This window comes from Bacillus sp. FSL R7-0685, assembly GCF_038002425.1.
Classification (GTDB): Bacteria; Bacillota; Bacilli; order Bacillales; family Bacillaceae; genus Bacillus; species Bacillus subtilis.
This window is the reverse complement of the sequence record NZ_JBBOCN010000001.1, coordinates 1,058,248-1,081,986: the sequence shown is the minus strand read 5'-3', so window position 1 is coordinate 1,081,986 and position 23,739 is coordinate 1,058,248. Positions and strand designations below refer to the sequence as shown.

General features: G+C 45.4%; 23 protein-coding genes. 8 read left to right on the top strand and 15 right to left on the bottom strand.

The genetic code is table 11. The annotated features are described in order from the left end of the window. The first annotated feature begins 4 nt into the window (after positions 1-4). The 3 genes from MKY50_RS05660 to phoE all read left to right on the top strand — a co-directional run bounded on the left by MKY50_RS05660 (position 5) and on the right by phoE (position 3,187). A complete protein-coding gene (locus tag MKY50_RS05660) occupies positions 5-1,444 on the top strand; it encodes an acyl-CoA synthetase (RefSeq protein WP_341116291.1) in 1,440 nt (479 codons plus the stop codon). Continuing rightward, positions 1,441-2,535 carry an acetyl-CoA C-acyltransferase gene (locus MKY50_RS05655; RefSeq protein ID WP_341116290.1) on the top strand — a complete coding sequence of 365 codons (1,095 nt, stop codon included), beginning with the start codon at positions 1,441-1,443 and terminating at the stop codon, positions 2,533-2,535. Before MKY50_RS05660 ends, MKY50_RS05655 begins: the two co-directional genes overlap by 4 nt. A gap of 70 nt (positions 2,536-2,605) precedes the next feature. Continuing rightward, entirely contained in the window at positions 2,606-3,187 is a 582-nt protein-coding gene (gene phoE, locus MKY50_RS05650) for a histidine phosphatase family protein (protein ID WP_213376822.1), read from the top strand. Positions 3,188-3,218: 31 nt separating this feature from the next. Here phoE and MKY50_RS05645 read toward each other — a convergent pair whose 3' ends face one another. The 3 genes from MKY50_RS05645 to MKY50_RS05635 form a co-directional block, all read right to left on the bottom strand. Further along, on the bottom strand, positions 3,219-4,190 hold the full coding sequence (locus MKY50_RS05645; RefSeq protein WP_032721272.1) for an ABC transporter substrate-binding protein: 972 nt from the start codon (positions 4,188-4,190) through the stop codon (positions 3,219-3,221). 216 nt (positions 4,191-4,406) lie between these two features. After that, positions 4,407-5,399 carry an NADPH:quinone oxidoreductase family protein gene (locus tag MKY50_RS05640; protein ID WP_019712915.1) on the bottom strand — a complete coding sequence of 331 codons (993 nt, stop codon included), beginning with the start codon at positions 5,397-5,399 and terminating at the stop codon, positions 4,407-4,409. Between the two features lie 71 nt (positions 5,400-5,470). Then, positions 5,471-5,920: a GNAT family N-acetyltransferase gene (locus tag MKY50_RS05635; protein WP_019712916.1), complete on the bottom strand. Its 450-nt coding sequence runs from the start codon at positions 5,918-5,920 to the stop codon at positions 5,471-5,473. Positions 5,921-6,354: 434 nt separating this feature from the next. Here MKY50_RS05635 and aprE point away from each other — a divergent pair, with 434 nt between their 5' ends. Continuing rightward, complete coding sequence (gene aprE, locus MKY50_RS05630) at positions 6,355-7,500, top strand: subtilisin AprE (protein ID WP_015715621.1); 1,146 nt, start codon at positions 6,355-6,357, stop codon at positions 7,498-7,500. A gap of 38 nt (positions 7,501-7,538) precedes the next feature. On the opposite strand, the gene MKY50_RS05625 is transcribed toward aprE, so the two are convergent. Then, positions 7,539-8,819, bottom strand: coding sequence for a M48 family metallopeptidase (locus tag MKY50_RS05625; RefSeq protein ID WP_003233175.1), 1,281 nt, complete (start codon positions 8,817-8,819; stop codon positions 7,539-7,541). Positions 8,820-8,967: 148 nt separating this feature from the next. Here MKY50_RS05625 and MKY50_RS05620 point away from each other — a divergent pair, with 148 nt between their 5' ends. Beyond that, positions 8,968-9,363, top strand: a complete 396-nt coding sequence (locus MKY50_RS05620) for a hypothetical protein (RefSeq protein WP_003245187.1) — start codon at positions 8,968-8,970, stop codon at positions 9,361-9,363. Positions 9,364-9,401: 38 nt separating this feature from the next. On the opposite strand, the gene lcfB is transcribed toward MKY50_RS05620, so the two are convergent. The 4 genes from lcfB to MKY50_RS05600 all read right to left on the bottom strand — a co-directional run bounded on the left by lcfB (position 9,402) and on the right by MKY50_RS05600 (position 13,512). Then, positions 9,402-10,943, bottom strand: coding sequence for a long-chain-fatty-acid--CoA ligase LcfB (lcfB, locus tag MKY50_RS05615; protein WP_341116286.1), 1,542 nt, complete (start codon positions 10,941-10,943; stop codon positions 9,402-9,404). 117 nt (positions 10,944-11,060) lie between these two features. Further along, positions 11,061-11,705, bottom strand: coding sequence for an SDR family oxidoreductase (locus MKY50_RS05610; protein ID WP_049140680.1), 645 nt, complete (start codon positions 11,703-11,705; stop codon positions 11,061-11,063). 64 nt (positions 11,706-11,769) lie between these two features. Further along, positions 11,770-12,765, bottom strand: coding sequence for a lipoate--protein ligase LplJ (gene lplJ, locus MKY50_RS05605; RefSeq protein ID WP_014479356.1), 996 nt, complete (start codon positions 12,763-12,765; stop codon positions 11,770-11,772). Positions 12,766-12,777: 12 nt separating this feature from the next. After that, positions 12,778-13,512, bottom strand: a complete 735-nt coding sequence (locus tag MKY50_RS05600) for an MBL fold metallo-hydrolase (RefSeq protein WP_003233185.1) — start codon at positions 13,510-13,512, stop codon at positions 12,778-12,780. 158 nt (positions 13,513-13,670) lie between these two features. Between MKY50_RS05600 and yhfH the strand changes: the two genes are divergently transcribed. Together yhfH and gltT are read left to right on the top strand one after the other, a co-directional pair. After that, complete coding sequence (yhfH, locus tag MKY50_RS05595; RefSeq protein ID WP_003244802.1) at positions 13,671-13,805, top strand: protein YhfH; 135 nt, start codon at positions 13,671-13,673, stop codon at positions 13,803-13,805. A 270-nt stretch (positions 13,806-14,075) separates the two neighbouring features. Next, on the top strand, positions 14,076-15,365 hold the full coding sequence (gene gltT, locus MKY50_RS05590; protein ID WP_003245579.1) for a glutamate/proton symporter GltT: 1,290 nt from the start codon (positions 14,076-14,078) through the stop codon (positions 15,363-15,365). Between the two features lie 36 nt (positions 15,366-15,401). Here the strand turns inward: gltT and MKY50_RS05585 are convergent, their stop codons facing one another. The 4 genes from MKY50_RS05585 to MKY50_RS05570 form a co-directional block, all read right to left on the bottom strand. Beyond that, positions 15,402-15,809 carry an ASCH domain-containing protein gene (locus MKY50_RS05585; protein ID WP_003233192.1) on the bottom strand — a complete coding sequence of 136 codons (408 nt, stop codon included), beginning with the start codon at positions 15,807-15,809 and terminating at the stop codon, positions 15,402-15,404. A gap of 12 nt (positions 15,810-15,821) precedes the next feature. Further along, the gene (locus tag MKY50_RS05580) at positions 15,822-16,862 is read right to left on the bottom strand and encodes a M42 family metallopeptidase (RefSeq protein WP_014479351.1); all 1,041 of its coding nucleotides are present in this window, start codon (positions 16,860-16,862) and stop codon (positions 15,822-15,824) included. 133 nt (positions 16,863-16,995) lie between these two features. Next, entirely contained in the window at positions 16,996-17,256 is a 261-nt protein-coding gene (locus MKY50_RS05575) for a hypothetical protein (protein WP_341117365.1), read from the bottom strand. A gap of 18 nt (positions 17,257-17,274) precedes the next feature. Beyond that, a complete protein-coding gene (locus MKY50_RS05570) occupies positions 17,275-18,051 on the bottom strand; it encodes a YhfC family intramembrane metalloprotease (protein ID WP_072173858.1) in 777 nt (258 codons plus the stop codon). Positions 18,052-18,179: 128 nt separating this feature from the next. Between MKY50_RS05570 and fabHB the strand changes: the two genes are divergently transcribed. Further along, complete coding sequence (fabHB, locus tag MKY50_RS05565; protein WP_003233200.1) at positions 18,180-19,157, top strand: beta-ketoacyl-ACP synthase III FabHB; 978 nt, start codon at positions 18,180-18,182, stop codon at positions 19,155-19,157. A 41-nt stretch (positions 19,158-19,198) separates the two neighbouring features. On the opposite strand, the gene MKY50_RS05560 is transcribed toward fabHB, so the two are convergent. The 3 genes from MKY50_RS05560 to hemY all read right to left on the bottom strand — a co-directional run bounded on the left by MKY50_RS05560 (position 19,199) and on the right by hemY (position 23,732). Continuing rightward, entirely contained in the window at positions 19,199-21,526 is a 2,328-nt protein-coding gene (locus MKY50_RS05560) for a YhgE/Pip domain-containing protein (protein WP_341116284.1), read from the bottom strand. Between the two features lie 70 nt (positions 21,527-21,596). Further along, positions 21,597-22,172 (bottom strand): TetR/AcrR family transcriptional regulator, encoded by a 576-nt coding sequence (locus MKY50_RS05555; RefSeq protein WP_014479348.1) that lies wholly within the window; start codon positions 22,170-22,172, stop codon positions 21,597-21,599. A 147-nt stretch (positions 22,173-22,319) separates the two neighbouring features. Continuing rightward, entirely contained in the window at positions 22,320-23,732 is a 1,413-nt protein-coding gene (gene hemY, locus MKY50_RS05550) for a protoporphyrinogen oxidase (RefSeq protein WP_341116282.1), read from the bottom strand. Positions 23,733-23,739: the final 7 nt, after the last annotated feature.

Sequence of the window (23,739 nt, the reverse complement as noted above, 5' to 3'; positions counted from 1 at the left end):
CTACATGACAATTACTCATACCTATTCATCTACTGCCGAAACATCGCCCGGCCGTGTAGCGATCCAGACTGAATCGGAGCAAATCACGTACCATGATTGGGATCGGCTTGTCTCTCAAACCGCAAATTGGCTGCAGTCACAGCCGAGCATGCCGAATCGTGTGGCGATCCTGCTCCCAAATAGTCTGGCGTTTTTACAGCTGTTTGCCGGAGCCGCAGCGGCTGGATGCACAGCCATTCCCATCGACACACGCTGGAGCCCGGCTGAATGTAAGGAGCGGCTGTCCATAAGCAATGCGGATCTTGTGGTTACTTTAGCCTTTTTCAAAAACAAACTGACAGATAGCCAGACACCTGTTGTTTTGCTGGATAACTGTATGGCAGATATTTCTGAAGCAACCGCTGATCCCTTGCCTACCATTGATCCGGAGCACCCTTTTTATATGGGATTTACGTCGGGCTCAACAGGAAAACCGAAGGCCTTTACGCGATCTCACCGCTCATGGATAGAGAGCTTTACCTGTACAGAAACAGATTTTTCGATTTCATCAAATGACACGGTATTGATTCCCGGGACGTTAATGTCCTCTCACTTCTTATACGGGGCAGTCAGCACTTTGTTTCTTGGAGGAACCGTTTGTTTGCTGAAAAAGTTTTCTCCTGCCAAAGCGAAGGAATGGCTGTGCCGTGAATCCATCAGTGTTCTCTATACCGTACCGACGATGACAGACGCCCTCACAAGGATTGAGGGTTTTCCCGACAGTCCCGTCAAAATCATTTCATCCGGCGCAGACTGGCCGGCAGAATCCAAGGAGAAGCTTGCCGCTGCATGGCCTCATCTCAAGCTGTACGATTTTTACGGCACATCAGAGCTTAGTTTTGTGACGTTTTCTTCACCGGAAGACAGCAAACGGAAACCGCATTCAGCGGGCCGCCCTTTTCATAATGTCCGGATCGAAATCCGCAACGCTGAAGGAGAACGCTGTCAGCCAGGCGAAGTCGGAAAAATATTTGTCAACAGCCCGATGCGGTTTTCCGGCTATGTGAACGGCAGCACACCAGATGAATGGATGACAGTGGATGATATGGGCTATGTTGATGAAGAGGGCTTTCTATACATATCAGGAAGAGAAAACGGGATGATCGTGTACGGAGGATTAAATATTTTCCCAGAAGAAATTGAACGTGTGCTTCTCGCCTGCCCAGAGGTTGAAAGCGCGGCTGTCGTTGGCATTCCCGACGAGTATTGGGGAGAAATCGCTGTAGCTGTCATTCATGGAAACGCTAATGCCAGAACACTGAAAGCCTTGTGTAAACAGAAATTAGCCTCCTATAAAATTCCGAAAAAATGGGTGTTTGCAGACAGCTTGCCGGAAACGAGCAGCGGAAAAATTGCCCGTTCCAGCGTGAAAAAATGGCTGGAAGAGAGTATACAGTATAAATGAATGCGGTTATTGTTGATGCAAAACGAACGATCTTTGGAAATCAAAACGGACTGCTGAAGCCCTTCCTGCCGGAGGATTTGTCAGCTCCCATCATCCGCTGTCTCAGCCGAAAGCTAGAGGATCAAATTGACGAGGTCATTCTCGGAAACGCTACCGGCAGAGGCGGCAACCTCGCCAGACTGTCAGCCCTTCAAGCCGGACTGCCTTTATCGGTTCCCGGAATGACAATTGACAGACAGTGCGGCTCCGGCCTTGAAGCTGTGCGCTATGCCTGCAGCCTTATTCAAGCGGGAGCCGGCACGATGTATATCGCGGGCGGCTCAGAAAGCAGCAGCCAATCCCCTTTTTCAGAACGGGCCCGCTTTTCTCCAGATGCCATCGGCGATCCAGACATGGGCATTGCGGCAGAATATACGGCTGCACGCTATTCCATCAGCAGAAGCATGCAGGATGAGTACGCGCTTCTCAGCCATCAACGCAGCAGGAACGCGCATGATGAAGGATTTTACCGTGAAGAAATTGTTGCTCTCGGGGAATTGGAGACGGACGAAGCATTTTTGAAAACGCGGCCGATAGAAGCGATTATTCCCCGTGCAAAGCCGGTTTTCGACACCAACTCCGGAACAGTCACAGCAGCCAACAGCAGCGGCATAGCAGACGGAGCAGCCGCTCTTTTGGTAATGGAAGAAGAAAAAGCGGCAGCCCTCGGACTTAAGCCTGTGCTTCGGTTTATCGGCAGCGCTGTCAGCGGCATTCACCCCAACTATCCGCCCGCGGCACCGGTTGATGCGATCCGTAACCTCTTACATACACACGATGTAACACCTGAGGATATCGGTTTATTTGAAATCAATGAAGCCTTTGCCGTCAAAATTTGTGTCTGCTCGCAAGAACTCGGCATTCCCTTTTCAAAAATCAATGTGCGCGGCGGCGCCTTAGCTCTTGGCCATCCGTACGGTGCATCAGGTGCAGCTCTGGTAACCAGATTGTTTTATGAAGCGAAAAGACGGACAGACTGTCAATATGTGGTTGCAGCCATCGGAAGCGGCGGCGGAATTGGACTTGCTTTATTATTTGAAGTTCTTGCATAGGCTTTTTCATAGGACACACGCTTTCGATTTAGTATAATAGCGATATGAATAAAGTCAGGAAGGGGATTTTATGACAGCCGTTTGTTTAGTAAGACATGGAGAAACCGATTGGAACCTGCAGCAAAAATGCCAAGGCAAAACCGATATCCCGCTAAACGCAACAGGTGAACGCCAAGCAAGAGAAACCGGAGAATATGTAAAGGACTTTTCTTGGGATATTATTGTGACGAGCCCGCTGAAAAGAGCGAAAAGAACCGCGGAAATTATTAATGAATATCTGCATCTTCCGATAGTCGAGATGGATGATTTTAAGGAACGCGATTACGGCGATGCGGAGGGCATGCCGCTGGAGGAACGGACAAAGCGCTATCCAGATAACATCTATCCGAATATGGAAACGTTAGAAGAACTCACTGACAGGCTGATGGGCGGTTTGGCAAAAGTGAACCAGGCGTATCCAAACAAGAAGGTGCTGATCGTGGCGCACGGTGCGGCAATTCACGCCCTGCTGACGGAAATATCCGGCGGTGACCCGGAGCTTCAAAGCACCCGCCTCGTCAACGCCTGCCTCAGCAACATTGAATTTGCAGAAGAAAAATGGCGGATAAAAGACTATAATATCAACTGCCACTTATCCGGCTTTATCAAATAAGAAAAAGACAGGCGTTTGCCTGTCTTTTCTTTTATTTCTTAGCAGCCGTCATCTCTTTTTGAAGCTCGTCCAAAATGGCATTCGCCCCGTCTACACTGCGGCGCAGAGACCACACCGCACGATCCACGTGGTATACATGCCCGTTTTTCACTGCCTTCAGTTTTTTCCAAAGGACATTCTTTTCGATCGGGCGTTTACCGTCGGCGTCGAGGTCATCTGTTTTTCCTGTCATCAGGATGATCACATCCGGATCTGTTTTCAGCAGCTGCTCCAGTGTCATTTTCATATTCACAGAGTCGCCGCCATTGCTTGAATCGCTATTGCCTGACGTACTGATTGCATATCGATAGCCGACCTGTGTTAAAAGTCTCGATGTAAAGAAGTTTTCATCCCTGGCCATAATCGTATCATTTGTATTTCCGATCAAAAGCACGGACTGGCTGTTCGCGCTGATTTTCTGCTTTGTCTCGCTAAGCTTTTCTTCATGCGCCGTCAGCTTTTTCTCCATTTCCTTCTCCTTGCCGACTGCTTTTGCAATCGTAAGCGAAGCGTCAATTGTATCCTGATAATCAGCATTTAAATTATTAAGCGCAATCGTCGGCGCTATTTTTTTCAGCTGATCGTACACCTTCTTATGCCGGGTCGTGTCAGCAATAATTAAATCGGGTTTTAATGAAGCAATCTTTTCCATGCTTGGCTGTGAGCGAGTGCCGACAGATGTGTAGCCGTCAATTTTCTTCAGCACATCCTTGTTGATCAGCTGCTTCGCTTTGTTGTCATCGGCAACCCCGACAGGCGTAATGCCGAGATCAAGCAGTGTATCAATAAAACCAAGCTCAAGAACAACAACCCGCTTCGGATGCTCAGGCACATTTGTCTTCCCTAAATCATGTGTTACCGCCACTTTATGTTCTTTACTGTTTTGATTGCCGCTTGAAGACGAGCAAGCAGCCGTTAAGACAGAAAGAAGTAAAACTGTAAGAATAATCAGTGTTTTTTTCATATGTTCCAGTCTCTCCTGTTGGTAGTTTCTATGGTTAAGATGTCCAAGAGTAGTATAACACGGAATGAGAATCATTATCACCAATTATTTTTAAAATGAGAAGAGAAAGTTCGGCTTACAGGAAAATCTTGTTTCGCGACACAGCAGTTCAGCAGCTGATCATCCTGTCCACAAAAAAGCTTGCAGAAAAATAACATTCTCTGCAAGCTGATCCTGTTAAAGCTTCACAATCACTCTTCCTTGAATGCGATTTTGCAAAATATCTTTTAACGCACCCGGCGTTTCTTCCAATGATACTTCCCTGTCCACGATGGTCAGCAGCTGATCAGGCTTGAGATCAGAAGACATGCGCTCCCAAACAGCGGCTCTGACGTCCATCGGACAATATACTGAATCGATTCCGAGCAGGCTTACTCCGCGAAGAATAAAAGGATACACGGTTGCCGGAACTTCTCCTCCGCCGGTTAAGCCGCTCACTGCGACAGATCCGCCGTATTGAATTTTGCTTAAAAGCGAGGCAAGCTGTTTTCCGCCGACTGGATCAACCGCTCCCTGCCATTGCTGCTTGGACAGCGCCTTAAGCGTTCCGTCATAGACATCTTCCCTGCTGATTACTTCGCTTGCACCAAGCTGTTTCAAATAATCAGCCGCCTCCCGGTTTCCGGTACTTGCCACCACATCATAGCCCCGCTTGTTCAGCATCGATACCGCAATTCCGCCGACACCGCCAGTTGCTCCTGTGACTAGCACGCTGCCTTTTTCCGGAGACAGACCGTTCTGTTCAAGCCGATGCACTGATAACGCCGCAGTAAATCCCGCCGTTCCGTACACCATCGCTTCTTTTAACGAAAGATTCTGTGGCAAAGGCACCAGCCAGTCACCAGGCACCGAAGCGTATTCACTTAATCCGCCATCACGGGAGACACCGAGCTCATAGCTTGTCGCGATCACCTCATCCCCCTCCGCAAAACGCGGATCATTGGAAGAGACGACCGTACCCGCAGCATCAATGCCTAAAATAAGCGGATACTCTCTGACGATATTGCCTCCTGCTTTTCCGGCCAGACCATCTTTGTAATTGATGCCGGAATAAGCAACTTTAATCAGGACACCATCCTTCGGCAAATCCTCTGTTGATATGGTTTTCACATGGACTGAAACATCATAGGCATTTTTTTCTGCCTGCAATGCTTGAAATAACGTTGACATTCGGCACACTCCTTTTCATTTATATCGTAACCGAAGAACGTTCAAAAAACCAAATCATCAAGCCGCCATTTTCACTTCGCCGGCACATTGAGACGATAATGGACAAATCCGGTATCCTCTTCATAGCCGTTTTGCTCATACAAGCTTCTTGCCTTCCGGTTGTGGTGCTCAGTCTGAAGTGTTAAACATTTTGCCCCGTTTTCCTCTGCATAATCCTTTGCGGCAGAAAGAAGCCGGCCGCCGGCTCCCTTTGTACGCGCATGAGGAACGACAAATAAGTCATTTAATATGTAGATCCTTTTCATTGACACAGAAGAAAACGTTGGATAGAGCTGGGTAAAGCCTATGAATTCTCCATTTTCTTCTGCTATCAAAATAACAGACTCGTGATTTTCCAAACGAGCTTTCAAAAAAGCCTCTGCCCCTTGCAAATCGGATGCCTGTCTATAAAATTCCCGATATTGGTTAAACAGCGGCGCAATGGCGGCCGCATCTGATGTCTTTGCTTGGCGAATGTTCATCTTATTTCTTCCTCCCTCTCAATAATTTTTTCATTCTATCCCTTTTCTGTAAAGTTTATTTTTCAGAATACTTTTATCATCATGCTTTGAAAAAATATCACGATAATATCCATTGTTCTCACGGAAGCACACGCAGGTCATTTGAACGAATTTTTTCGACAGGAATTTGCCGGGACTCAGGAGCATTTAACCTAAAAAAGCATGACATTTCAGCATAATGAACATTTACTCATGTCTATTTTCGTTCTTTTCTGTATGAAAATAGTTATTTCGAGTCTCTACGGAAATAGCGAGAGATGATATACCTAAATAGAGATAAAATCATCTCAAAAAAATGGGTCTACTAAAATATTATTCCATCTATTACAATAAATTCACAGAATAGTCTTTTAAGTAAGTCTACTCTGAATTTTTTTAAAAGGAGAGGGTAAAGAGTGAGAAGCAAAAAATTGTGGATCAGCTTGTTGTTTGCGTTAACGTTAATCTTTACGATGGCGTTCAGCAACATGTCTGCGCAGGCTGCCGGAAAAAGCAGTACAGAAAAGAAATACATTGTCGGATTTAAACAGACAATGAGTGCCATGAGTTCCGCCAAGAAAAAGGATGTTATTTCTGAAAAAGGCGGAAAGGTTCAAAAGCAATTTAAGTATGTTAACGCGGCCGCAGCAACATTGGATGAAAAAGCTGTAAAAGAATTGAAAAAAGATCCGAGCGTTGCATATGTGGAAGAAGATCATATTGCACATGAATATGCGCAATCTGTTCCTTATGGCATTTCTCAAATTAAAGCGCCGGCTCTTCACTCTCAAGGCTACACAGGCTCTAACGTAAAAGTAGCTGTTATCGACAGCGGAATTGACTCTTCTCATCCTGACTTAAACGTCAGAGGCGGAGCAAGCTTCGTACCTTCTGAAACAAACCCATACCAGGACGGCAGTTCTCACGGTACGCATGTAGCCGGTACGATTGCCGCTCTTAATAACTCAATCGGTGTTCTGGGCGTAGCGCCAAGCGCATCATTATATGCAGTAAAAGTGCTTGATTCAACAGGAAGCGGCCAATATAGCTGGATTATTAACGGCATTGAATGGGCCATTTCCAACAATATGGATGTTATTAACATGAGCCTTGGCGGACCTTCTGGTTCTACAGCGCTGAAAACAGTCGTTGATAAAGCCGTTTCCAGCGGTATCGTCGTTGCTGCCGCTGCCGGAAACGAAGGTTCGTCCGGAAGCTCAAGCACAGTCGGCTACCCTGCAAAATATCCTTCTACTATTGCGGTAGGTGCGGTAAACAGCAGCAACCAAAGAGCTTCATTCTCAAGCGCAGGTTCTGAGCTTGATGTGATGGCTCCTGGCGTATCCATCCAAAGCACACTTCCTGGAGGCACTTACGGTGCTTACAACGGCACGTCCATGGCGACTCCTCACGTTGCCGGAGCAGCAGCGCTAATTCTTTCTAAGCACCCGACTTGGACAAACGCGCAAGTCCGTGATCGTTTAGAAAGCACTGCAACATATCTTGGAAACTCTTTCTACTATGGAAAAGGGTTAATCAACGTACAAGCAGCTGCACAATAATAGTAAAAAGAAGCAGGTTCCTCCATACCTGCTTCTTTTTATTTGTCAGCATCCTGATGTTCCGGCGCATTCTCTTCTTTCTCCGCATGTTGAATCCGTTCCATGATCGACGGATGGCTGCCTCTGAAAATCTTCACAAGCACCGGAGGATCAACCTGGCTCAGCCCCGTCACGGCCAAATCCTGAAACGTTTTAACAGCGGCTTCTCTGTTCTCTGTCAACTCGATCCCATACTGGTCAGCCTTATTCTCCTGATAACGCGAGACAGCATTAGAAAAAGGCGTCACCGCAAAGCTCAAAACAGAAAACAAAAGCAATAACAGCGGAAGTGCCGCAAGATCATGCCGCCCTTCTAAATGAAACATGCTGCGGGTTAGGCGAACCGTCCGCTTGTAAAGCTTATCAATGACATAAAATCCGGCGAGCGACACGAGCAAATAACCAGCCAGACCGATGTAAACGTGCTTCATGACATAATGGCCCATTTCATGGCCCATAATAAACAGGATTTCTGAATCGTCAAGTTTGTTCAGCGTCGTATCCCACAATACAATCCGTTTATTGGCCCCAATTCCTGTAACATAGGCATTCAGCGCATTTGTTTTTTCTGACATGTTCACTTCATATACATGGTCAGCCGGAATATTGGCTTCATCTGCCAGCTCTAAAATTTTGCTTTCAAGCTCTTTGTTTTTCAGCGGATAAAAATCATTGTATAAAGGATCGATAATGACCGGCTGAATAAAAAACAGAAACAGCGAAAACGGCACTGTTAACAGCCAGGCGTATAACCACCATTTTTTTTCATGCCTTTTGATCAGCCAATAAAAAACGAGAACGCAAAGCGTAAAGATTGGAAAGCTGATCCAAAAGCTGATAACCTGATCCTTAGCCCAGCTGGCCGTTGTCTGTGTGGAAATGTTATAGTCAAGCGATACTTGATAGCCTATCCAATCTAAAGGCAGCGTCACCAATGTTGTAATCAGCGAAAGCACAAACACAAAACCAACGGTCTGCAAAAACCGAAAAGGCACGGCCGCTTCGATCCATTTCTTGATTTTCTTTGAAACACCGCTGACAAGCAGAACAAAAAACAGAAACCAATCAAGTGGTACCCCGATAAAAAATAAAAAATTCTTGACATTCGAATACTGCTCGGCCACTGCCAACTCAGACGGCTTCATGAAAGAAGCCGGATCAGCCTGCGTCCCTTTCACGGCTTCCGGTATTGCGGAATCACCCGACAGGAAAAAATACCAATAAAAAAACAGCCCGTACAGCACGTAAGCAAGTCCTGCTGCCGCAATCCACTTGCGCATAACGCCTCACTCCTCACATCAACCCGTTACTTCTATTGTAATCATAAATTCAAATTCTTAGAACCAAGCTGTGTTCCGCACTTTTCCACCCTTTTAAGCATGGAAAGCCCGATCGCTGGGAAAACTAACAATGTTTGGAGTGATGCAAATGAAAAAAATAGTGGCAGCCATCGTGGTAATCGGTCTTGTGTTTATCGCATTTTTTTATCTTTACAGCCGATCAGGCGATGTGTATCAATCGGTAGACGCGGATTTGATCACACTGTCTTCAAGCGGCCAGGAAGATATCGAGATTGAAAAAAGACAGCACGTCAAAGATATGCTGGATATTATGAATCAGGGAAAACAGGTGAAGACAGAAAAAACATCAGCCCCTGATTACGAAGGGACAATCAAGTTTCATAAAGACCGGTATGACTCATTCAGACTATGGATTGACGGCAGCCAGCAAGCCGTTTTTTTGAAGGATGGCACATACTACAAATTAAGCAAAAATGATACAAAGGCGCTGCTAAATATTATTAAAAAAGAAGCAAAGGATTGAAAATGAAAAAGCGAAGCTAACCGCTTCGCTTTTTCATTTTATTGGGGCAAAATATCTCTCAGTGCCCGTCTGAGCATTTTCCCCGTCGCATTTTTCGGAATATCGTCAAGAAACGTAATGGCGGCAGGCCGCTTGTATTTTGCCAGATGCTTTTCACAGTGCTGCATGATGTCCTCCTCTGTTACCCCAGAGCGTTTCGGCACCACATATCCCTTTACCGCTTCCCCGCTTTGGGGGTCCGGCACGCCGATGACAACCGCCTCCTTGACGTCCGGATGGCTGTACAGCACCTCTTCCACCTCCCGCGGATACACATTGTATCCTCCTACAATGATCATGTCTTTTTTCCGGTCAACAATGTAAAAATAGCCGTCCTCATCCCGTCTTGCCAAGTCCCCCGTATAAAGCCACCCGTCTTTTAATGCATGCTCTGTTTCCATCGGCATTTTATAATAGCCCTTCATCACATTGGGGCCTTTCACGATCAATTCGCCGACCTGGTGAGCGGGCAGCTCGCGTCCGAGCGGATCTACGACCTTGTTTTCGACATGTAAGATACTTGTCCCGATGGAGCCCGGCTTCCTGCCCCTGTCAAACGGGTTAAAGCACGTAACGGGTGATGCTTCCGAGAGCCCGTAGCCTTCCAAAATGGTAACACCGAATTTTTCTTCAAACGCCGTCAGCAACGCGACTGGCATTGCCGCGCCTCCCGAAATACACAGCCGGATGGAAGAAAAATCATCTTTCTTTCCGTTTTCATGCTGAAACAAGTAATTATACATCGTAGGTACACCGGCAAAAATGGTCGCCTGCTGCTGCTTAACAATCTTAAAAACAGATGCCGGACTGAATTGAGGCTCAATCAAGACAGTTGCGCCGCTCATCAGCGGTGCATTCATGCAGACGGTTAAACAAAACACGTGAAACATGGGAAGAGCGCAGACCACATTGTCCCTCTCATCCATTCCCAAATAGCCTGCGACATCGTTGGCATTGCTGTACAAATTCTGATGAGTCAGCATCGCGCCTTTCGGTTTTCCAGTCGTTCCTGACGTATATAGAATAACCGCGGTATCATCAGGGACAAGTTCTTGGTTTTGTTTAGCGGCAGATGTCGGCCGCAATATTTTTGCAAACGTTGTCATTTTCATCCTGACCTCTGGGTCCGCAGCTTCCGGCTCGGCCTCCCCCGTCTGGCATAAAATGACGAGCTCAACCTTTGGCAGCGATTCATGCATGCTCTCATAAAGCGGCAAAAGCTGGCTAACGCCCACGATCGCCTTTACATCGCCATTTGTCAGCATATAACCAATTTCTGTCGGCGTGTACAACGGATTGATGGGAACAACCACGATCCCAGCTTTTAAAGCGCCAAAAAACGCGATGATAAAATCAGGCGAATTGCCAAGCAGCAAAGCTAGATGGTCCCCTTTCTCCATACCGGCTTCCTGAAGGCCGTCCGCAAATCGCTGAATATGTTCATTCAGCTCTTGATACGTGATCATGTGATCTTTAAACCTGCATGCGATGCTGTCGGGCTTCTCAGATGCTGTTTCTTCCAATTTTGAAACAAGATTCATTCTCCCACCCCTTAAAGTGAATGAATAGTCATTCATTATTGAAGCCAAGCTTTCTCCTCCATTATAGAGAAACAGAAAAAAACACTCAAGAGCAAAAAGCCCTGAGTGTCAGTACTGTCATAGTTTCTTCAATGCTTCGGCAATCGGCGTATCTCCTTCTGTCAGATCAAAGGCCCGATTTTCCGTATTCTTCTCATCTAAAGAGGCAATGACCGTTTTTGCAACGTCATCACGGGAAATAAATCCCCGCTCCAGATCCTTCGCTGCTGAAACAGTTCCCGTTCCAGGCTCATTGCGAAGGCCTCCCGGACGGATAATCGTATAGGTTAAACCGCTCGCTTCCAGAATTTTATCAGCATAATGCTTGGCCACATAATAAGGCTTGAGTGCCTCATTCCAATTTTCACGGTTATGGGCTTGCAGGGCGCTGACCATAATAAACCGTTTGATTCCGGCAATGTCCGCAGCTTCAATGGCTTTCGCCGCTCCATCGAGATCCACCAACAGTGTTTTATCATAGCCTGTGCTGCCACCGGAACCGGCTGTGAAAATGATCGCGTCACAGCCTTTTGCCGCAGCGGCGATTTCTTCCGGGCTGCCCTCCAGATTCGCAAGCACAGCTTCTGCACCGGCAGCTTCAAGAGACGCTTTCTGTTCTTCTTTTCTGACCATCGCTCTGATGGAATGATCAGGATTATCTTGGAATAAAGAGACGAGTCTTTGCCCGATTTGTCCGTTCGCTCCGATTAAAAACACTTTCATGTGAATCCCTCCTGCCTCCATTATTTCAAAAACACAACCGCTCTTTCAAACGATGTGTTTTGCCTTAATAAATCAGATCAAGGAAATCCTCTTTCGTAATGTTCCCAAAGTAATGCTTGAGATTCACACCTTCGAGCACATCAGCGATGACGCTGCGTTCGTATTGTTTTCCGACCAGCAGGTTTTCAATTTCAGATACATCACCGACACCGAAGAAATCTCCGAAGATTTTGCAGTCCTCGATTTTGCCTTTCTTGACCTCTAGGCGCAAATCGATCGATCCAACCGGATAACGTTTCGAATGATTAAGGTTAAATTTCGGCGAGCGGCCGTAGTTCCAATCCCAATTCTGATAGCGCTCTTTCGAAATTTGATGAATGGTCTCCCAATCTTTTTCCGTCAGCTTATACTCCGGCACGTTTCCAATGTCGTTTGTGTTAAAAATATGGCGAAGCAAATGGCTGCGGAATTCTTCGGTGGTCATTTTATCATCGAGAAACTCACTGATGTTTGCTACTCGGCTTCTGATCGATTTGATGCCTTTTGATTCAATTTTATCCTTTTTCACCTTTAATGCTGATACAACATGATCAATGGCTGAATCAAACATGAGGGTGCCGTGGCTGAAAATACGGCCTTTCGTTGCAAACTGAGCGTTTCCGGATATTTTCCGGCCATCCACTACAATGTCGTTCCGGCCGCTTAATTCGGCTTCAACTCCAAGCTGATGTAACGCCTGAATCACCGGCTCAGTGAATTTTTTAAAGTTATGAAAGCTGTCCCCGTCATCCTTGGTAATAAAGCTGAAGTTCAAGTTCCCCAGATCATGGTACACAGCGCCCCCGCCTGATAAACGGCGGACGACGATAATCCCGTTTTCCTCAACATATTTTGTATTGATTTCTTCTATTGTATTTTGGTTTTTCCCAATGATAATAGACGGTTGATTCACATAAAAGAGCAAATATTGCTGTTCAGGGTCTAAATGCTTGACACAGTACTCCTCGATAGCAAGATTGATCCGCGGATCATTGATATTTTGATTGTCTATAAATAACATGGTGCTCCTCCTTTATCCTTCCCACACAAAACCTGATTTCGCAATATTCACTTCTCCGTTAAAAACGGTTTTCGCTTCTTTGCGAAGATTGTCATGCACGCCAAAATGCGGCAAATGTGTCAGCAGCAGTTCTCCCGCTCCCGCTTCTTTTGCAATGCGCCCGGCTTCCAGGCTGTTCATATGGCCTGCACTTGTTCCGTCTTGATCGGCATAAAAATTGCATTCCGAGATCAATAAATCAGCATCTTTCGAAAACGGTATAAATGAATCCTGATAGCTGGAATCAGCAGTATAAACGACAGTGTGGCTGCCGTCAGTAATCCGCATGGCATAGCACGTCACCGGATGAATCGTTTTTAAAAAGGTGATCGTAAACGGACCGGCAGTCAGCGGCTGATCCGGCTGATAGGCGATCCCTTTTGTATGTGTTTTATATGTAAGCTTTTGAAACTGTTCTATATCAGCATCATGTCCGTAAATCGGAAGCGTATGCTCTCCTTTGCCGAGAAACGAACCGACTTGCTTGGCAAATTGCAGCGGCCCGATATCAGCGATATGGTCATGGTGATAATGAGACAGAACGACCGCATCCAGCTTTTCCGCCGGCACATATCCGAACAGCTTAGACAATACGGCACTGCCGCAATCAACAAGCAGAGAGTAATCACCTGACTGAAACAAATAGCCTGACGTCGCTTCATTTGCGGCCGGAAAACCGCCATAGCATCCGATAACTGTAACTTTCATAATGTCCTCCTATCTTTTCAAAAAAAATTGATCCTCCTTCAATATACCCATTTTTCTTGAAAAAAGCATGTTTTAAACATTGTATCAAAACAGTTATTGATTTTTGTGATCTGTTATATTACAATGAAATCACTACAAAGGGGAAAGAGGGATTGGTTATGCTGGGGAAAATCACAGAATTTTTTAGAAACCTGCCTTCGAAAAAGTGTGCGGAATGCGGAAAAAAGATAGAAGAGCAGCATGAGTGCTATGGTAATATCTGCAATGACTGTATAAAAGTAAACGATTTGTAATGAGCGAAAATCCCGCGCCTTACGCGTGGGATTTTCTTATTTTTTCACATATCTCTTAATTTTGAAATAATAGTCAGGTTAGGTCAAAGCTCACCTGTTTTTAGATAATTCTGGTGATTATCATAATGTCATTGAATATTCTTTATTTTCGAAATATAATTTACTATAGACGAATTGATTTCTTATCTATTATAATTTGATCTAATAGTGAGATTAAATATATGTCTATTCATGATATATGTTGATACTTTGTTTTTTGGGAGGTAATCTATGAAAAGAATTAAGTTTGGATTAGCCACACAAATATTCGTTGGACTTATTCTAGGTGTCATTGTTGGCGTCATTTGGTATGGCAACCCAGCATTGCCTACTTACCTGCAGCCAATCGGGGATCTCTTTTTACGCTTAATCAAAATGATAGTGATTCCTATTGTTGTCTCCAGCTTAATCATCGGTGTAGCCGGTGCAGGAAATGGAAAGCAAGTCGGTAAATTAGGCTTCAGAACGATTCTGTACTTCGAGATCATCACGACTTTTGCCATTATTCTCGGACTAGCCCTTGCAAACATCTTCCATCCGGGTACAGGAGTTAATATACACGAAGCTCAAAAATCGGACATCAGTCAATATGTTGAAACTGAAAAAGAACAAAGTAATAAATCAGTGGCGGAAACGTTCCTCCATATTGTGCCGACAAACTTCTTCCAGTCATTGGTCGAAGGGGATCTTCTAGCCATCATCTGCTTTACAGTACTATTTGCATTGGGTATTTCCGCGATCGGTGAAAGAGGCAAGCCTGTATTAGCCTTTTTTGAAGGTGTATCCCATGCCATGTTCCACGTTGTAAACCTTGTGATGAAAGTGGCGCCATTCGGCGTTTTCGCTCTTATCGGAGTGACTGTGTCTAAATTCGGACTCGGTTCTCTTATCTCTCTCGGAAAGCTCGTCGGATTGGTTTATGTCGCGCTTGCTTTCTTCTTAATTGTTATTTTCGGGATTGTCGCAAAAATTGCCGGCATCAGCATCTTCAAGTTCCTTGCTTACATGAAGGACGAAATCTTACTGGCGTTCAGTACGTCCAGCTCTGAAACGGTTCTTCCGCGCATCATGGAAAAAATGGAGAAAATCGGATGTCCGAAAGGCATTGTTTCATTTGTCATTCCGATCGGTTACACGTTTAACTTAGACGGTTCCGTTCTCTATCAATCTATTGCCGCACTCTTTTTAGCACAGGTATATGGCATTGATTTGACGATTTGGCACCAAATTACGCTTGTGCTCGTCTTAATGGTGACATCCAAAGGGATGGCTGCCGTGCCTGGTACTTCTTTTGTTGTCTTGCTTGCAACGCTTGGCACCATCGGCGTTCCGGCTGAAGGACTTGCCTTTATTGCCGGCGTAGACCGCATCATGGATATGGCACGTACAGTTGTCAACCTGACTGGTAACGCGCTTGCTGCCGTTGTGATGTCTAAATGGGAAGGCATGTTTAATCCTGCGAAAGCAGAAACTGTTATGTCCCAATCGAAAACAGAACAAAACGCAACCATTTCTGGTTAATGAAAAGCCTGCGGGGTTCTTGCCCCGCAGGCTTTTTTAATCTTTAACAAGCACAAACAGCTCTGTAATCAAAACAGTATCCTCATTCAGCTCCAGTTCACCGCTTTTGATCAGTTCCGCCCATGCCATCCGATGATCCTCTTGAAACTCCTCAATTCGGTCTCCATTGCCCTCTCCTTTGACTAACCTCATATCAGGCGCACCAAAGGTGGTTTCAAAGACATCTGTTACTTTTATATTGCATCTTGGATTGTCATGTTTATCATAAACGGTAACAAGCTGACCCGCTGTTTGATAAACGTCCCTCAATTCATCTTTTGAATACAATGATTTCGGCGCGCACGTGGCGGTTTTTTCTCCGGCAAGGATCTGCTGAATCAGCTGTTCTCCCAACCCGTCATCACCTTCCCAGCCGAATGTGCTTTTCAGCTTATAAATCTTCATTGGTCCTCCCCCTTATACCATTGGTGACTGTACATAGTAATACAGAAGCTTAGCGGTATGGCGAAGAGATGATTTATGGGTGCGTTCAAATGCATGGGAAGCGTCAATTCCCGGCCCTATGAGGCCATGCACAATATCATGCCCGGATTTGATCGCTGCTGACGCATCAGACCCGTAGTACGGATATATATCAAGCTTATAGTCAATATGATGCTTCTCGGCTAATTGAACTAAATGCTTTCTGAGCTGATAATGATACGGCCCGCTCGCATCCTTCACACAGATTGATACTGAATATTCATCTGTCGCCTGCCCGTCACCGATAGCGCCCATATCAACCGCCAAATATTCAACTGTTTCAGGAGGAATATTCGAATTCCCGCCGTAACCGATTTCTTCATTATTGGAAATAAGAAAATGGGTTGTATACGGCAGCTCAATGTCTTCTGTTTGAATTTCATGAATTAAGCGGAGCAATAAGGCGACGCTTGCTTTGTCATCCAAATGGCGCGATTTAATAAATCCGCTTGATGTGATCTCGACACGTGGATCAAACGACACAAAATCTCCGACACCAATGCCAAGCTCCTCCGTATCTTTCCGGCAGTGAACAGGTTCATCTAGGCGGATCTCCATATTCTCTTGATTCCGCTCAGCCTTTCCCGCGTCTTTGTATACGTGCACAGACGTTTGATGCATTAAAATGGTGCCTGTGTACGTTTTTCCCGAGGCGGTTTCAATTTGGCAATACTCTCCCTCAATCGAGTTGTAGCGAAACCCGCCGATTAAGTCGATTTTCAGCCGGCCGTCCGCTTTAATCTCCTTCACCATAGCGCCGAGGGTGTCAACGTGCGCTGTCAGCATGCGATGCCGGGATGTGTCGCGTCCTGGAAGCGTTGCAATTAAGCCGCCCTTGTGGTTCCGAACCGTTTCTACCTTCCATTCTTTTAAAAGGCTTTCAATATAATTGATCACCTCATATGTATTTCCGGTCGGGCTTGGGATCGATACAAGTTCTTTAATGAGCTCCATCGTTTTACGTACGGACGTCATAGGGCATTCCTCCTTTTATATTCTACTTAAAATATACTCTTTTCCCGAGGGACCCGTCCAATCTTTTCCTATCAATCTCTCATATGCTGTAGAGAGCATGGGAAGAGGAGGGATTTCTATGTGCTGTCGTCATTCACATGAACAGAAATGTCGTTGTCACGATTGGTTCGATGATTTTTGGTTCTTTGACGAGTGGTTCGATAAAGATTTCCACGACCATTGCAAGAAAAAGAAAGAATGCCATGACCCTTGCGAGAAGAAGAAAAAGAAACACCATTGTTTCTCTTGTAAAAAACACAGACATTCTTGCTGTCATTGTAAAGACTGAATCAGAAATATTCTGATGACCCATGCTTAATGAATATTTCCATTCACATTTTTTCCAAGCGGGCATTGCTGCTGCTTGGACCTTTTATTGAAACACCCTTTTTGCTTTTACAATCCAATAAACTGATAAAGCCGCTATAAGAGCAATAATGATTTCAACAGCTGCAGCATGCTCTATGATTCCTCTCTGATATAAAACCGCCGGTACATTAAACAGTGCATGTAAAAGAATAGAATACAACAAAAACAGCGGCCGGCGGCTTTTAACCGCGTACAAAACAAGCAGAGACAGACCAATCTGGACGGCAATGGCACTGATTCTTTCTATTCCGCCCAGCATCCATTCATACGAAGGAGTATGCAGCAGCTGCTCCTGTATCGGCAAAAGCGCCTGTTTGACGTCGCCATTGACCAAAAGCTGTTCAAACGTCCCGCTATTGATTGCAAATGCGTATACAATAAGTGAGATAGAGGACAAGCCTGTAATCAGGATGGCTTCAAGCCCGCCATGGCCTGCCCCGAAAGCCAGACCATCCGCCCAGGTATGATGGCGCTTCATAAAAAATCGCATCATCATATACCTTCCGCACTCCTCAAAAATTCCGGCCATCAAGCAGCCGTAAATGCCATACCATAATGGATGTTGCATCGCTTCTTTCGTCATTTCATTCACTTGCAGTACATAAACATGAACGCCGCCTTCCAGCAGCTGAGCGAAGACAAAAAACGTGAGAGCGCCAATAAAAAACACTTTAAGCGAGGCGCCATACTTTCGCTTAAACCATACAATCAGCCCGATTGGCAACAGAAACGCAATAGCCCCGGATAATGCCAAAAAGACTACTGCTTCTTGACTGACCATTTTTCAGCCTCCTTTTTCTTTTTCATAGATTCCCTATTCTACACTTCTCTTTTTTTGTAAAAAAACCTCCTTTTTAGTACCAGATACTAATATCTAGTGTTATAATCTGACCATAAGGAGTGATTCATATGTCAAAAGCAAAAATTACAGCTATCGGCACCTATGCGCCGAGCAGACGTTTAACCAATGCAGATTTAGAAAAGATCGTTGATACCTCTGATGAATGGATCGTTCAGCGCACAGGAATGAGAGAACGCCGGATTGCAGATGAACATCAATTTACCTCTGATTTATGCATAGAAGCGGTGAAGAATCTCAAGAGCCGTTATAAAGGAACACTTGATGATGTCGATATGATCCTCGTTGCCACAACCACATCCGATTACGCCTTTCCGAGTACGGCATGCCGCGTACAGGAATATTTCGGCTGGGAAAGCACCGGCGCGCTGGATATTAATGCGACATGCGCCGGGCTGACTTACGGCCTCCATTTGGCAAATGGATTGATCACATCTGGCCTTCATCAAAAAATTCTCGTCATCGCCGGAGAGACGTTATCAAAGGTAACGGATTATACCGATCGAACGACATGCGTTCTGTTCGGCGATGCCGCGGGTGCGCTGTTAGTGGAACGAGATGAAGAGACGCCGGGATTTCTTGCATCTGTACAAGGAACAAGCGGGAACGGCGGCGATATTTTGTATCGTGCCGGACTGCGAAATGAAATAAACGGTGTGCAGCTTGTCGGTTCTGGAAAAATGGTGCAAAACGGACGCGAGGTATATAAATGGGCCGCAAGAACCGTCCCTGGCGAATTTGAACGGCTTTTACATAAAGCAGGACTCAGCTCTGATGATCTCGATTGGTTTGTTCCTCACAGCGCCAACTTGCGCATGATCGAGTCAATTTGTGAAAAAACACCGTTCCCGATTGAAAAAACGCTCACTAGTGTTGAGCATTATGGAAACACGTCCTCGGTTTCAATTGTTTTGGCGCTCGATCTCGCAGTGAAAGCCGGGAAGCTGAAAAAAGATCAAATCGTTTTGCTTTTCGGGTTTGGCGGCGGATTAACCTATACAGGATTGCTTATTAAATGGGGAATGTAACAAAAAAAGAACTTGTTTCCAAGGAAACAAGTTCTTTTTCTTTATGAAGCCGGCTGTTCTTCTGATGTTTCTTCCTTCCGGCTTAACATTGTAAAGTAAGTAATGCTTAGTGCAATCATGACGAGGGCGATGCCGATTAAGACGCCGGCCATCTGCCACATGTAGCCAAAGTCACCGTTTGAAATGACTGCTCTGAATCCGTTAATGCTGTAGGTCATCGGCAATGCGCCGTGGATGACCTGATAGAAATTCGGAAGCAATTCAAGCGGGAAGGTTCCTCCGCTCGCTCCCAGCTGCAGCACTAAAATAATGACTGCGATAAAACGTCCAGGGTTGCCCATCGTGGTAGCCAAAAATTGAATCATCGCCAGGAAAGCGAGACTCGTAATGATCGTAAACACGTAAAATCTCCACGTGCTCTCTACCTCGAGACCAATTCCCAATAGAAGAACCGTCGCCACAATCAATGATTGAATGATTCCTACAAGCATCATGACATTGAATTTGCTGAAGAACCACTCAAAACCGTTTCTCGGACGTCCTGACGCTTCCTTCAGCGGGAAGACAACCGTCAGCATGATGCCGCCGACATATAAGCCCATTGACAGGATATAAGGTGTCAGCCCTGTACCGTAGTTAGGAACGGAATGAATGGCATCATCTTTGGTTTTAACCGGATCCGCAAACATGCCATATGTTTGATCATTAGCATCGATATCTCCTGTTTGGTCTGCCGCATCCTTCAGCTTACTAGACAGCTCTCCTGTGCCGTCCAATAGCTTGCCTAAACCTGTATCAAGTGATGCAGATCCGTCTGCAAGTTTTGATGATCCGCTTTGGACCTGTTTAGACCCGTCTAACAGCTTAAACAATCCGCCGGATACTTGGCTGCTTCCTGTCACCAATTGCTCTGAGCCCGCTTTTGCTTTTGCGAACTGCTTATTATATTCACCGATACCCGCTGTCAGTTTAGTTTGGCCATCTGTCAGCTTCTGTGAACCATTGTATATCTTATCAGCTCCCTCAGTTAATCTGTCAATTGCATCTTGGATTGTTTTTGCGCCGTTATAAAGCTTAGATGTAGCTTCCGGCATGGCTTTCACCTGCGCCACCTGCGCTTTCACGTCTTCAAGAGAGCTTTTTATCGTTGCGATGTCAGGCAACTGATCAGCTGCAGGAAGTCCACTTAAAATTTCATCAAAATCAGGCGCATCAACTTTCGGAAGCTGCTTTTCAACAGAGCTGATCAACTGGCTTTTTTGCTCCGCTGTTAAGAAATCACTCGAATTGATGAGATTTTTGAATGCCTGATCACGGTTTTTTAAGCTGTTTTCAAAGTCAGACAGCTGTTTTTTAAATTCCTTCATCGCAGTTTCTGATTTTTCCAGATTGTTTACAGCAGTTTCAAGCTTCGTTAAATCGAGCGCATTTATGAGTTTTTCCGCTTTTGCTGCTTTTTCCGACTCTTCTTGCGCTTTACTGTTGAGCTGATCCAGCCCGTTTGTCAGATTAGGCAAGCCCTGCTGCACCTTTTGAAGGCCGGCATTCAGTTCATTCAGCTTGCCCGTTATCTTGCCTGATCCTGCTGCAAGCTGGCCAGATTTATCATAAATCTGGTTGCTGCTGTCCTGGAATTTACCGAGCGAGCTGTCAAGCGATTGGATGCCGCTCGTCACCTGAGCCGCTCCATCTGCAAGCTGCGCTGTTTTGTCACTGATGGTAGCGGTGCTTTCCTTCAGCTTCGCCAGATTTTCTTTCAGCTGGGCGCTTCCGTTTTTCGCATCCTTTGTGCCGTCATCAATTTTTTTCGCGCCGCTGCTCGCGTCGCTCAAACCTTTTGCGATATCTTTAAAGTTATCAAAAATAACTTTCGTATATTGCTCGGTCACTTCTTTTGAAACAGAGGCTTTCAGTTTATCAATCGCTTTTTCGCCGATCGTTGCCCCTACATAGTTAGAACCTGCATTTGTATGGTATTTCAGATCCAATTTTTTCGGATTTTTGTCTAATACAGTGCTGGCATTCTTAGAAAAATCCTCAGGAATCTCGACAACTAAATAATATTTTTGATTCAATAAGTCCTTTAACGATTGGTCGAGATCATTGGAAAAATGCCAATCAAAGTTGTTATTATCCTTTAATTCTTTGACCAGATCATCACCGATTTGAAGTTTTTCTCCTTCATACGTTGCTCCCTTGTCTTGGTTGACGACAACGACAGGCAGCTGGTCAACTGTGCCGTACGGGTCCCAATAAGCCTTTAAGAATACGCCGCTGTAAATAAGCGGGACAAACAAAATGGCGATGATGGGAATCAATAATTTTTTACTTGTTACGATGTCTTTCCACTGACTTCGTATTGTGTTCATCCTGATGCCTCCATTCTAAAACTGACTCATCATGAAAAATGGTCATTTTCTTGCAAAGAGAAAGGATTATCTAGTTCGCTGACAATCCTTTGACAACATACAATTCAAGCAGTCCCGCAATTGTCTCTTTATCAAGCGGGGGGTGTTGTTTTTCCCAGTCAAAAATGAGCGCGATATAAAGCTTCAGCATCACAAAGGCTGTCAGTTCAGGGTCGCACGGCTTGATTGCGCCGCTTTTGATCCCGTCTTCAATCTTACTTTTGATATAAGACAGTATGGCTCGCTCCATTTTCTGGATCACTTCCTGAACTGCCATTGTACCAATCTCGGCATTCTCTTGGAAAATTTTAATCGTCAGCTGATGTGTTTTCCTGAACTCCAGAATGGCAAACAGCGCTCTGTGCACATTTTCATGGAACGGAAGGTTCGGCTCCATCGCTTCATCCGCTTTTTGCTTCATTTCCTTTAATAAAGTAGTGAAAATCTCGTCAAACAGCTCTTCTTTGTTTTTGAAAAAAGTATAAATGGTTCCCTTCCCCACGTTCGCAAGTTTTGCGACAAGATCCATTGTCGTCGCTTTATACCCGAACTGCGTGAAAGACTTTGTAGCCGCCTCCAAAATGAGCTTTTTTCGATCTATTGACATTGTATTCACCTCGAAACTGACCGTTTGAACATTTTAGTCATTAAGTACATATGCAAATGTATCATAACCTGCTGTTCAATTCAATCATTTTTTTACACAATATTGCCATTGAACATCAAAAAAAACCTCCGCGATAAAGCGGAGGTTTTAGCTGAATAAATAGGTAAGCGCGTCAGACACGGCAGCTTTTCCTTGATCAATGCAGTCGGGAATGCCGACACCTTCAAAAGAAGCGCCTGTCATATAAACACCCGGATACGCAGATGCAAGTGCTTCACGCAGCTCCTTGATACGCTGCTTATGGCCGACATGGTACTGCGGCATGCTTTCATGCCATCGGGTTACACATGTCATTTCCGGCTCGCCGTTTATGTTCATGACTTTCTTTAAGTCTTCTAACACAATGTTGATAATGTCATTATCTGATAGATCGACAATGGATTCGTCTCCGGCTTTTCCGACATATGCCCGAAGCAGCGTTTTGCCTTCCGGCGCTGCGTGCGGCCATTTTTTATTCGTCCACGTACAGGCTGTGATCGCAAAGTCACTGTTTCTTGAAATGACAAAACCCGTGCCCTCATGCTCCATTTGGACGGAGCCTTCAGGGAAACCTAAAGCGACGTTTGCCACGGATGTGGAGTGCATATTTTTCAAATGAGAAATGGCAGGAAGCTCAGAAAGCATTCCCGCAGCCGCTTTATGCGGAGCAGTCACAATTACTGAATCAGCATCAAGTGTGACGCCGTTATCCAGTTCGAGCGAATAGCAAGAGCCGCTATGGCTGAGTTTGGTCACTTTTGTGCCTTTATACACCTTCGTCAGCTTTAACTGCTTTTCGATCTCTTCTACAAGGGTCTGCAAACCGGTTGACAGAGTTTGGAACTGCCCTTGTTTTTTTGCCATCAGCTGCTGGCCTGAGCCTTGAGGCCTTGTTTTTTTCATGCCGAGAATCAGGCTTCTATGCTTTTGTTCCGTCTGATAAAATTGCGGAAATGTCGACATCAGGCTGAGCTTGTCAATGTCGCCTGCATAGATCCCTGATAGTAGCGGCTCGATTAAGTTCTCGACCACTTCATCTCCGACACGTCTGCGGAAGAATTCTCCCAATGACTGATCATCCTTTGTTTTGCTTGCAGGCAGGATGAAATCCATAGCAGCTCTCGCCTTCCCGGACAAGGAAAACAGACCCGTAGAAACAAACGGCGCAATTTTTGTCGGTATCCCCATTACAGCGCCCTTCGGCATTGGATGCAGGGTGCGGTTTACAAGCACATAGGATTGCCCGGTCGCATTGTTGACAAGCAAATGCTCAAGACCTAAGTCTTTAACAAGCTGCGGGGCGCTTTTCTTTCGTTCCAGAAATGAGTCTGGCCCTCTTTCGATGATATAGCCGTCTTTCTTGACAGTCTGGATTTTCCCGCCGACTCTCGGACTTGCCTCAACAAGTGTCAGCTCAAGCGGCAGATTCTTTTCTTTGATTTCTTTTTCCATATAGAAGGCGGCGGCTAAACCGGTAATGCCGCCGCCGATGATGACTACATGTTTTTTGTCGTCACTCATGTTCATC

Excerpts from the sequence above, each read along its gene's own strand:
- lplJ (WP_014479356.1), bottom strand. The coding sequence starts at position 12,765 with ATGTTATTTATAGACAATCAAAATATCAATGATCCGCGGATCAATCTT.
- hemY (WP_341116282.1), bottom strand. The coding sequence starts at position 23,732 with ATGAGTGACGACAAAAAACATGTAGTCATCATCGGCGGCGGCATTACC.
- MKY50_RS05625 (WP_003233175.1), bottom strand. The coding sequence starts at position 8,819 with ATGCGCAAGTGGATTGCGGCAGCAGGACTTGCTTACGTGCTGTACGGG.
- MKY50_RS05660 (WP_341116291.1), top strand. The coding sequence starts at position 5 with ATGACAATTACTCATACCTATTCATCTACTGCCGAAACATCGCCCGGC.
- MKY50_RS05620 (WP_003245187.1), top strand. The coding sequence starts at position 8,968 with ATGAAAAAAATAGTGGCAGCCATCGTGGTAATCGGTCTTGTGTTTATC.
- MKY50_RS05580 (WP_014479351.1), bottom strand. The coding sequence starts at position 16,862 with ATGACGTCCGTACGTAAAACGATGGAGCTCATTAAAGAACTTGTATCG.
- lcfB (WP_341116286.1), bottom strand. The coding sequence starts at position 10,943 with ATGAATCTTGTTTCAAAATTGGAAGAAACAGCATCTGAGAAGCCCGAC.
- MKY50_RS05560 (WP_341116284.1), bottom strand. The coding sequence starts at position 21,526 with ATGAACACAATACGAAGTCAGTGGAAAGACATCGTAACAAGTAAAAAA.
- fabHB (WP_003233200.1), top strand. The coding sequence starts at position 18,180 with ATGTCAAAAGCAAAAATTACAGCTATCGGCACCTATGCGCCGAGCAGA.
- gltT (WP_003245579.1), top strand. The coding sequence starts at position 14,076 with ATGAAAAGAATTAAGTTTGGATTAGCCACACAAATATTCGTTGGACTT.
- MKY50_RS05600 (WP_003233185.1), bottom strand. The coding sequence starts at position 13,512 with ATGAAAGTTACAGTTATCGGATGCTATGGCGGTTTTCCGGCCGCAAAT.
- MKY50_RS05585 (WP_003233192.1), bottom strand. The coding sequence starts at position 15,809 with ATGAAGATTTATAAGCTGAAAAGCACATTCGGCTGGGAAGGTGATGAC.
- MKY50_RS05645 (WP_032721272.1), bottom strand. The coding sequence starts at position 4,190 with ATGAAAAAAACACTGATTATTCTTACAGTTTTACTTCTTTCTGTCTTA.
- phoE (WP_213376822.1), top strand. The coding sequence starts at position 2,606 with ATGACAGCCGTTTGTTTAGTAAGACATGGAGAAACCGATTGGAACCTG.
- MKY50_RS05555 (WP_014479348.1), bottom strand. The coding sequence starts at position 22,172 with ATGTCAATAGATCGAAAAAAGCTCATTTTGGAGGCGGCTACAAAGTCT.
- MKY50_RS05655 (WP_341116290.1), top strand. The coding sequence starts at position 1,441 with ATGAATGCGGTTATTGTTGATGCAAAACGAACGATCTTTGGAAATCAA.
- MKY50_RS05635 (WP_019712916.1), bottom strand. The coding sequence starts at position 5,920 with ATGAACATTCGCCAAGCAAAGACATCAGATGCGGCCGCCATTGCGCCG.
- yhfH (WP_003244802.1), top strand. The coding sequence starts at position 13,671 with ATGCTGGGGAAAATCACAGAATTTTTTAGAAACCTGCCTTCGAAAAAG.
- MKY50_RS05610 (WP_049140680.1), bottom strand. The coding sequence starts at position 11,705 with ATGAAAGTGTTTTTAATCGGAGCGAACGGACAAATCGGGCAAAGACTC.
- MKY50_RS05640 (WP_019712915.1), bottom strand. The coding sequence starts at position 5,399 with ATGTCAACGTTATTTCAAGCATTGCAGGCAGAAAAAAATGCCTATGAT.
- MKY50_RS05570 (WP_072173858.1), bottom strand. The coding sequence starts at position 18,051 with ATGGTCAGTCAAGAAGCAGTAGTCTTTTTGGCATTATCCGGGGCTATT.
- MKY50_RS05575 (WP_341117365.1), bottom strand. The coding sequence starts at position 17,256 with ATGCCCGCTTGGAAAAAATGTGAATGGAAATATTCATTAAGCATGGGT.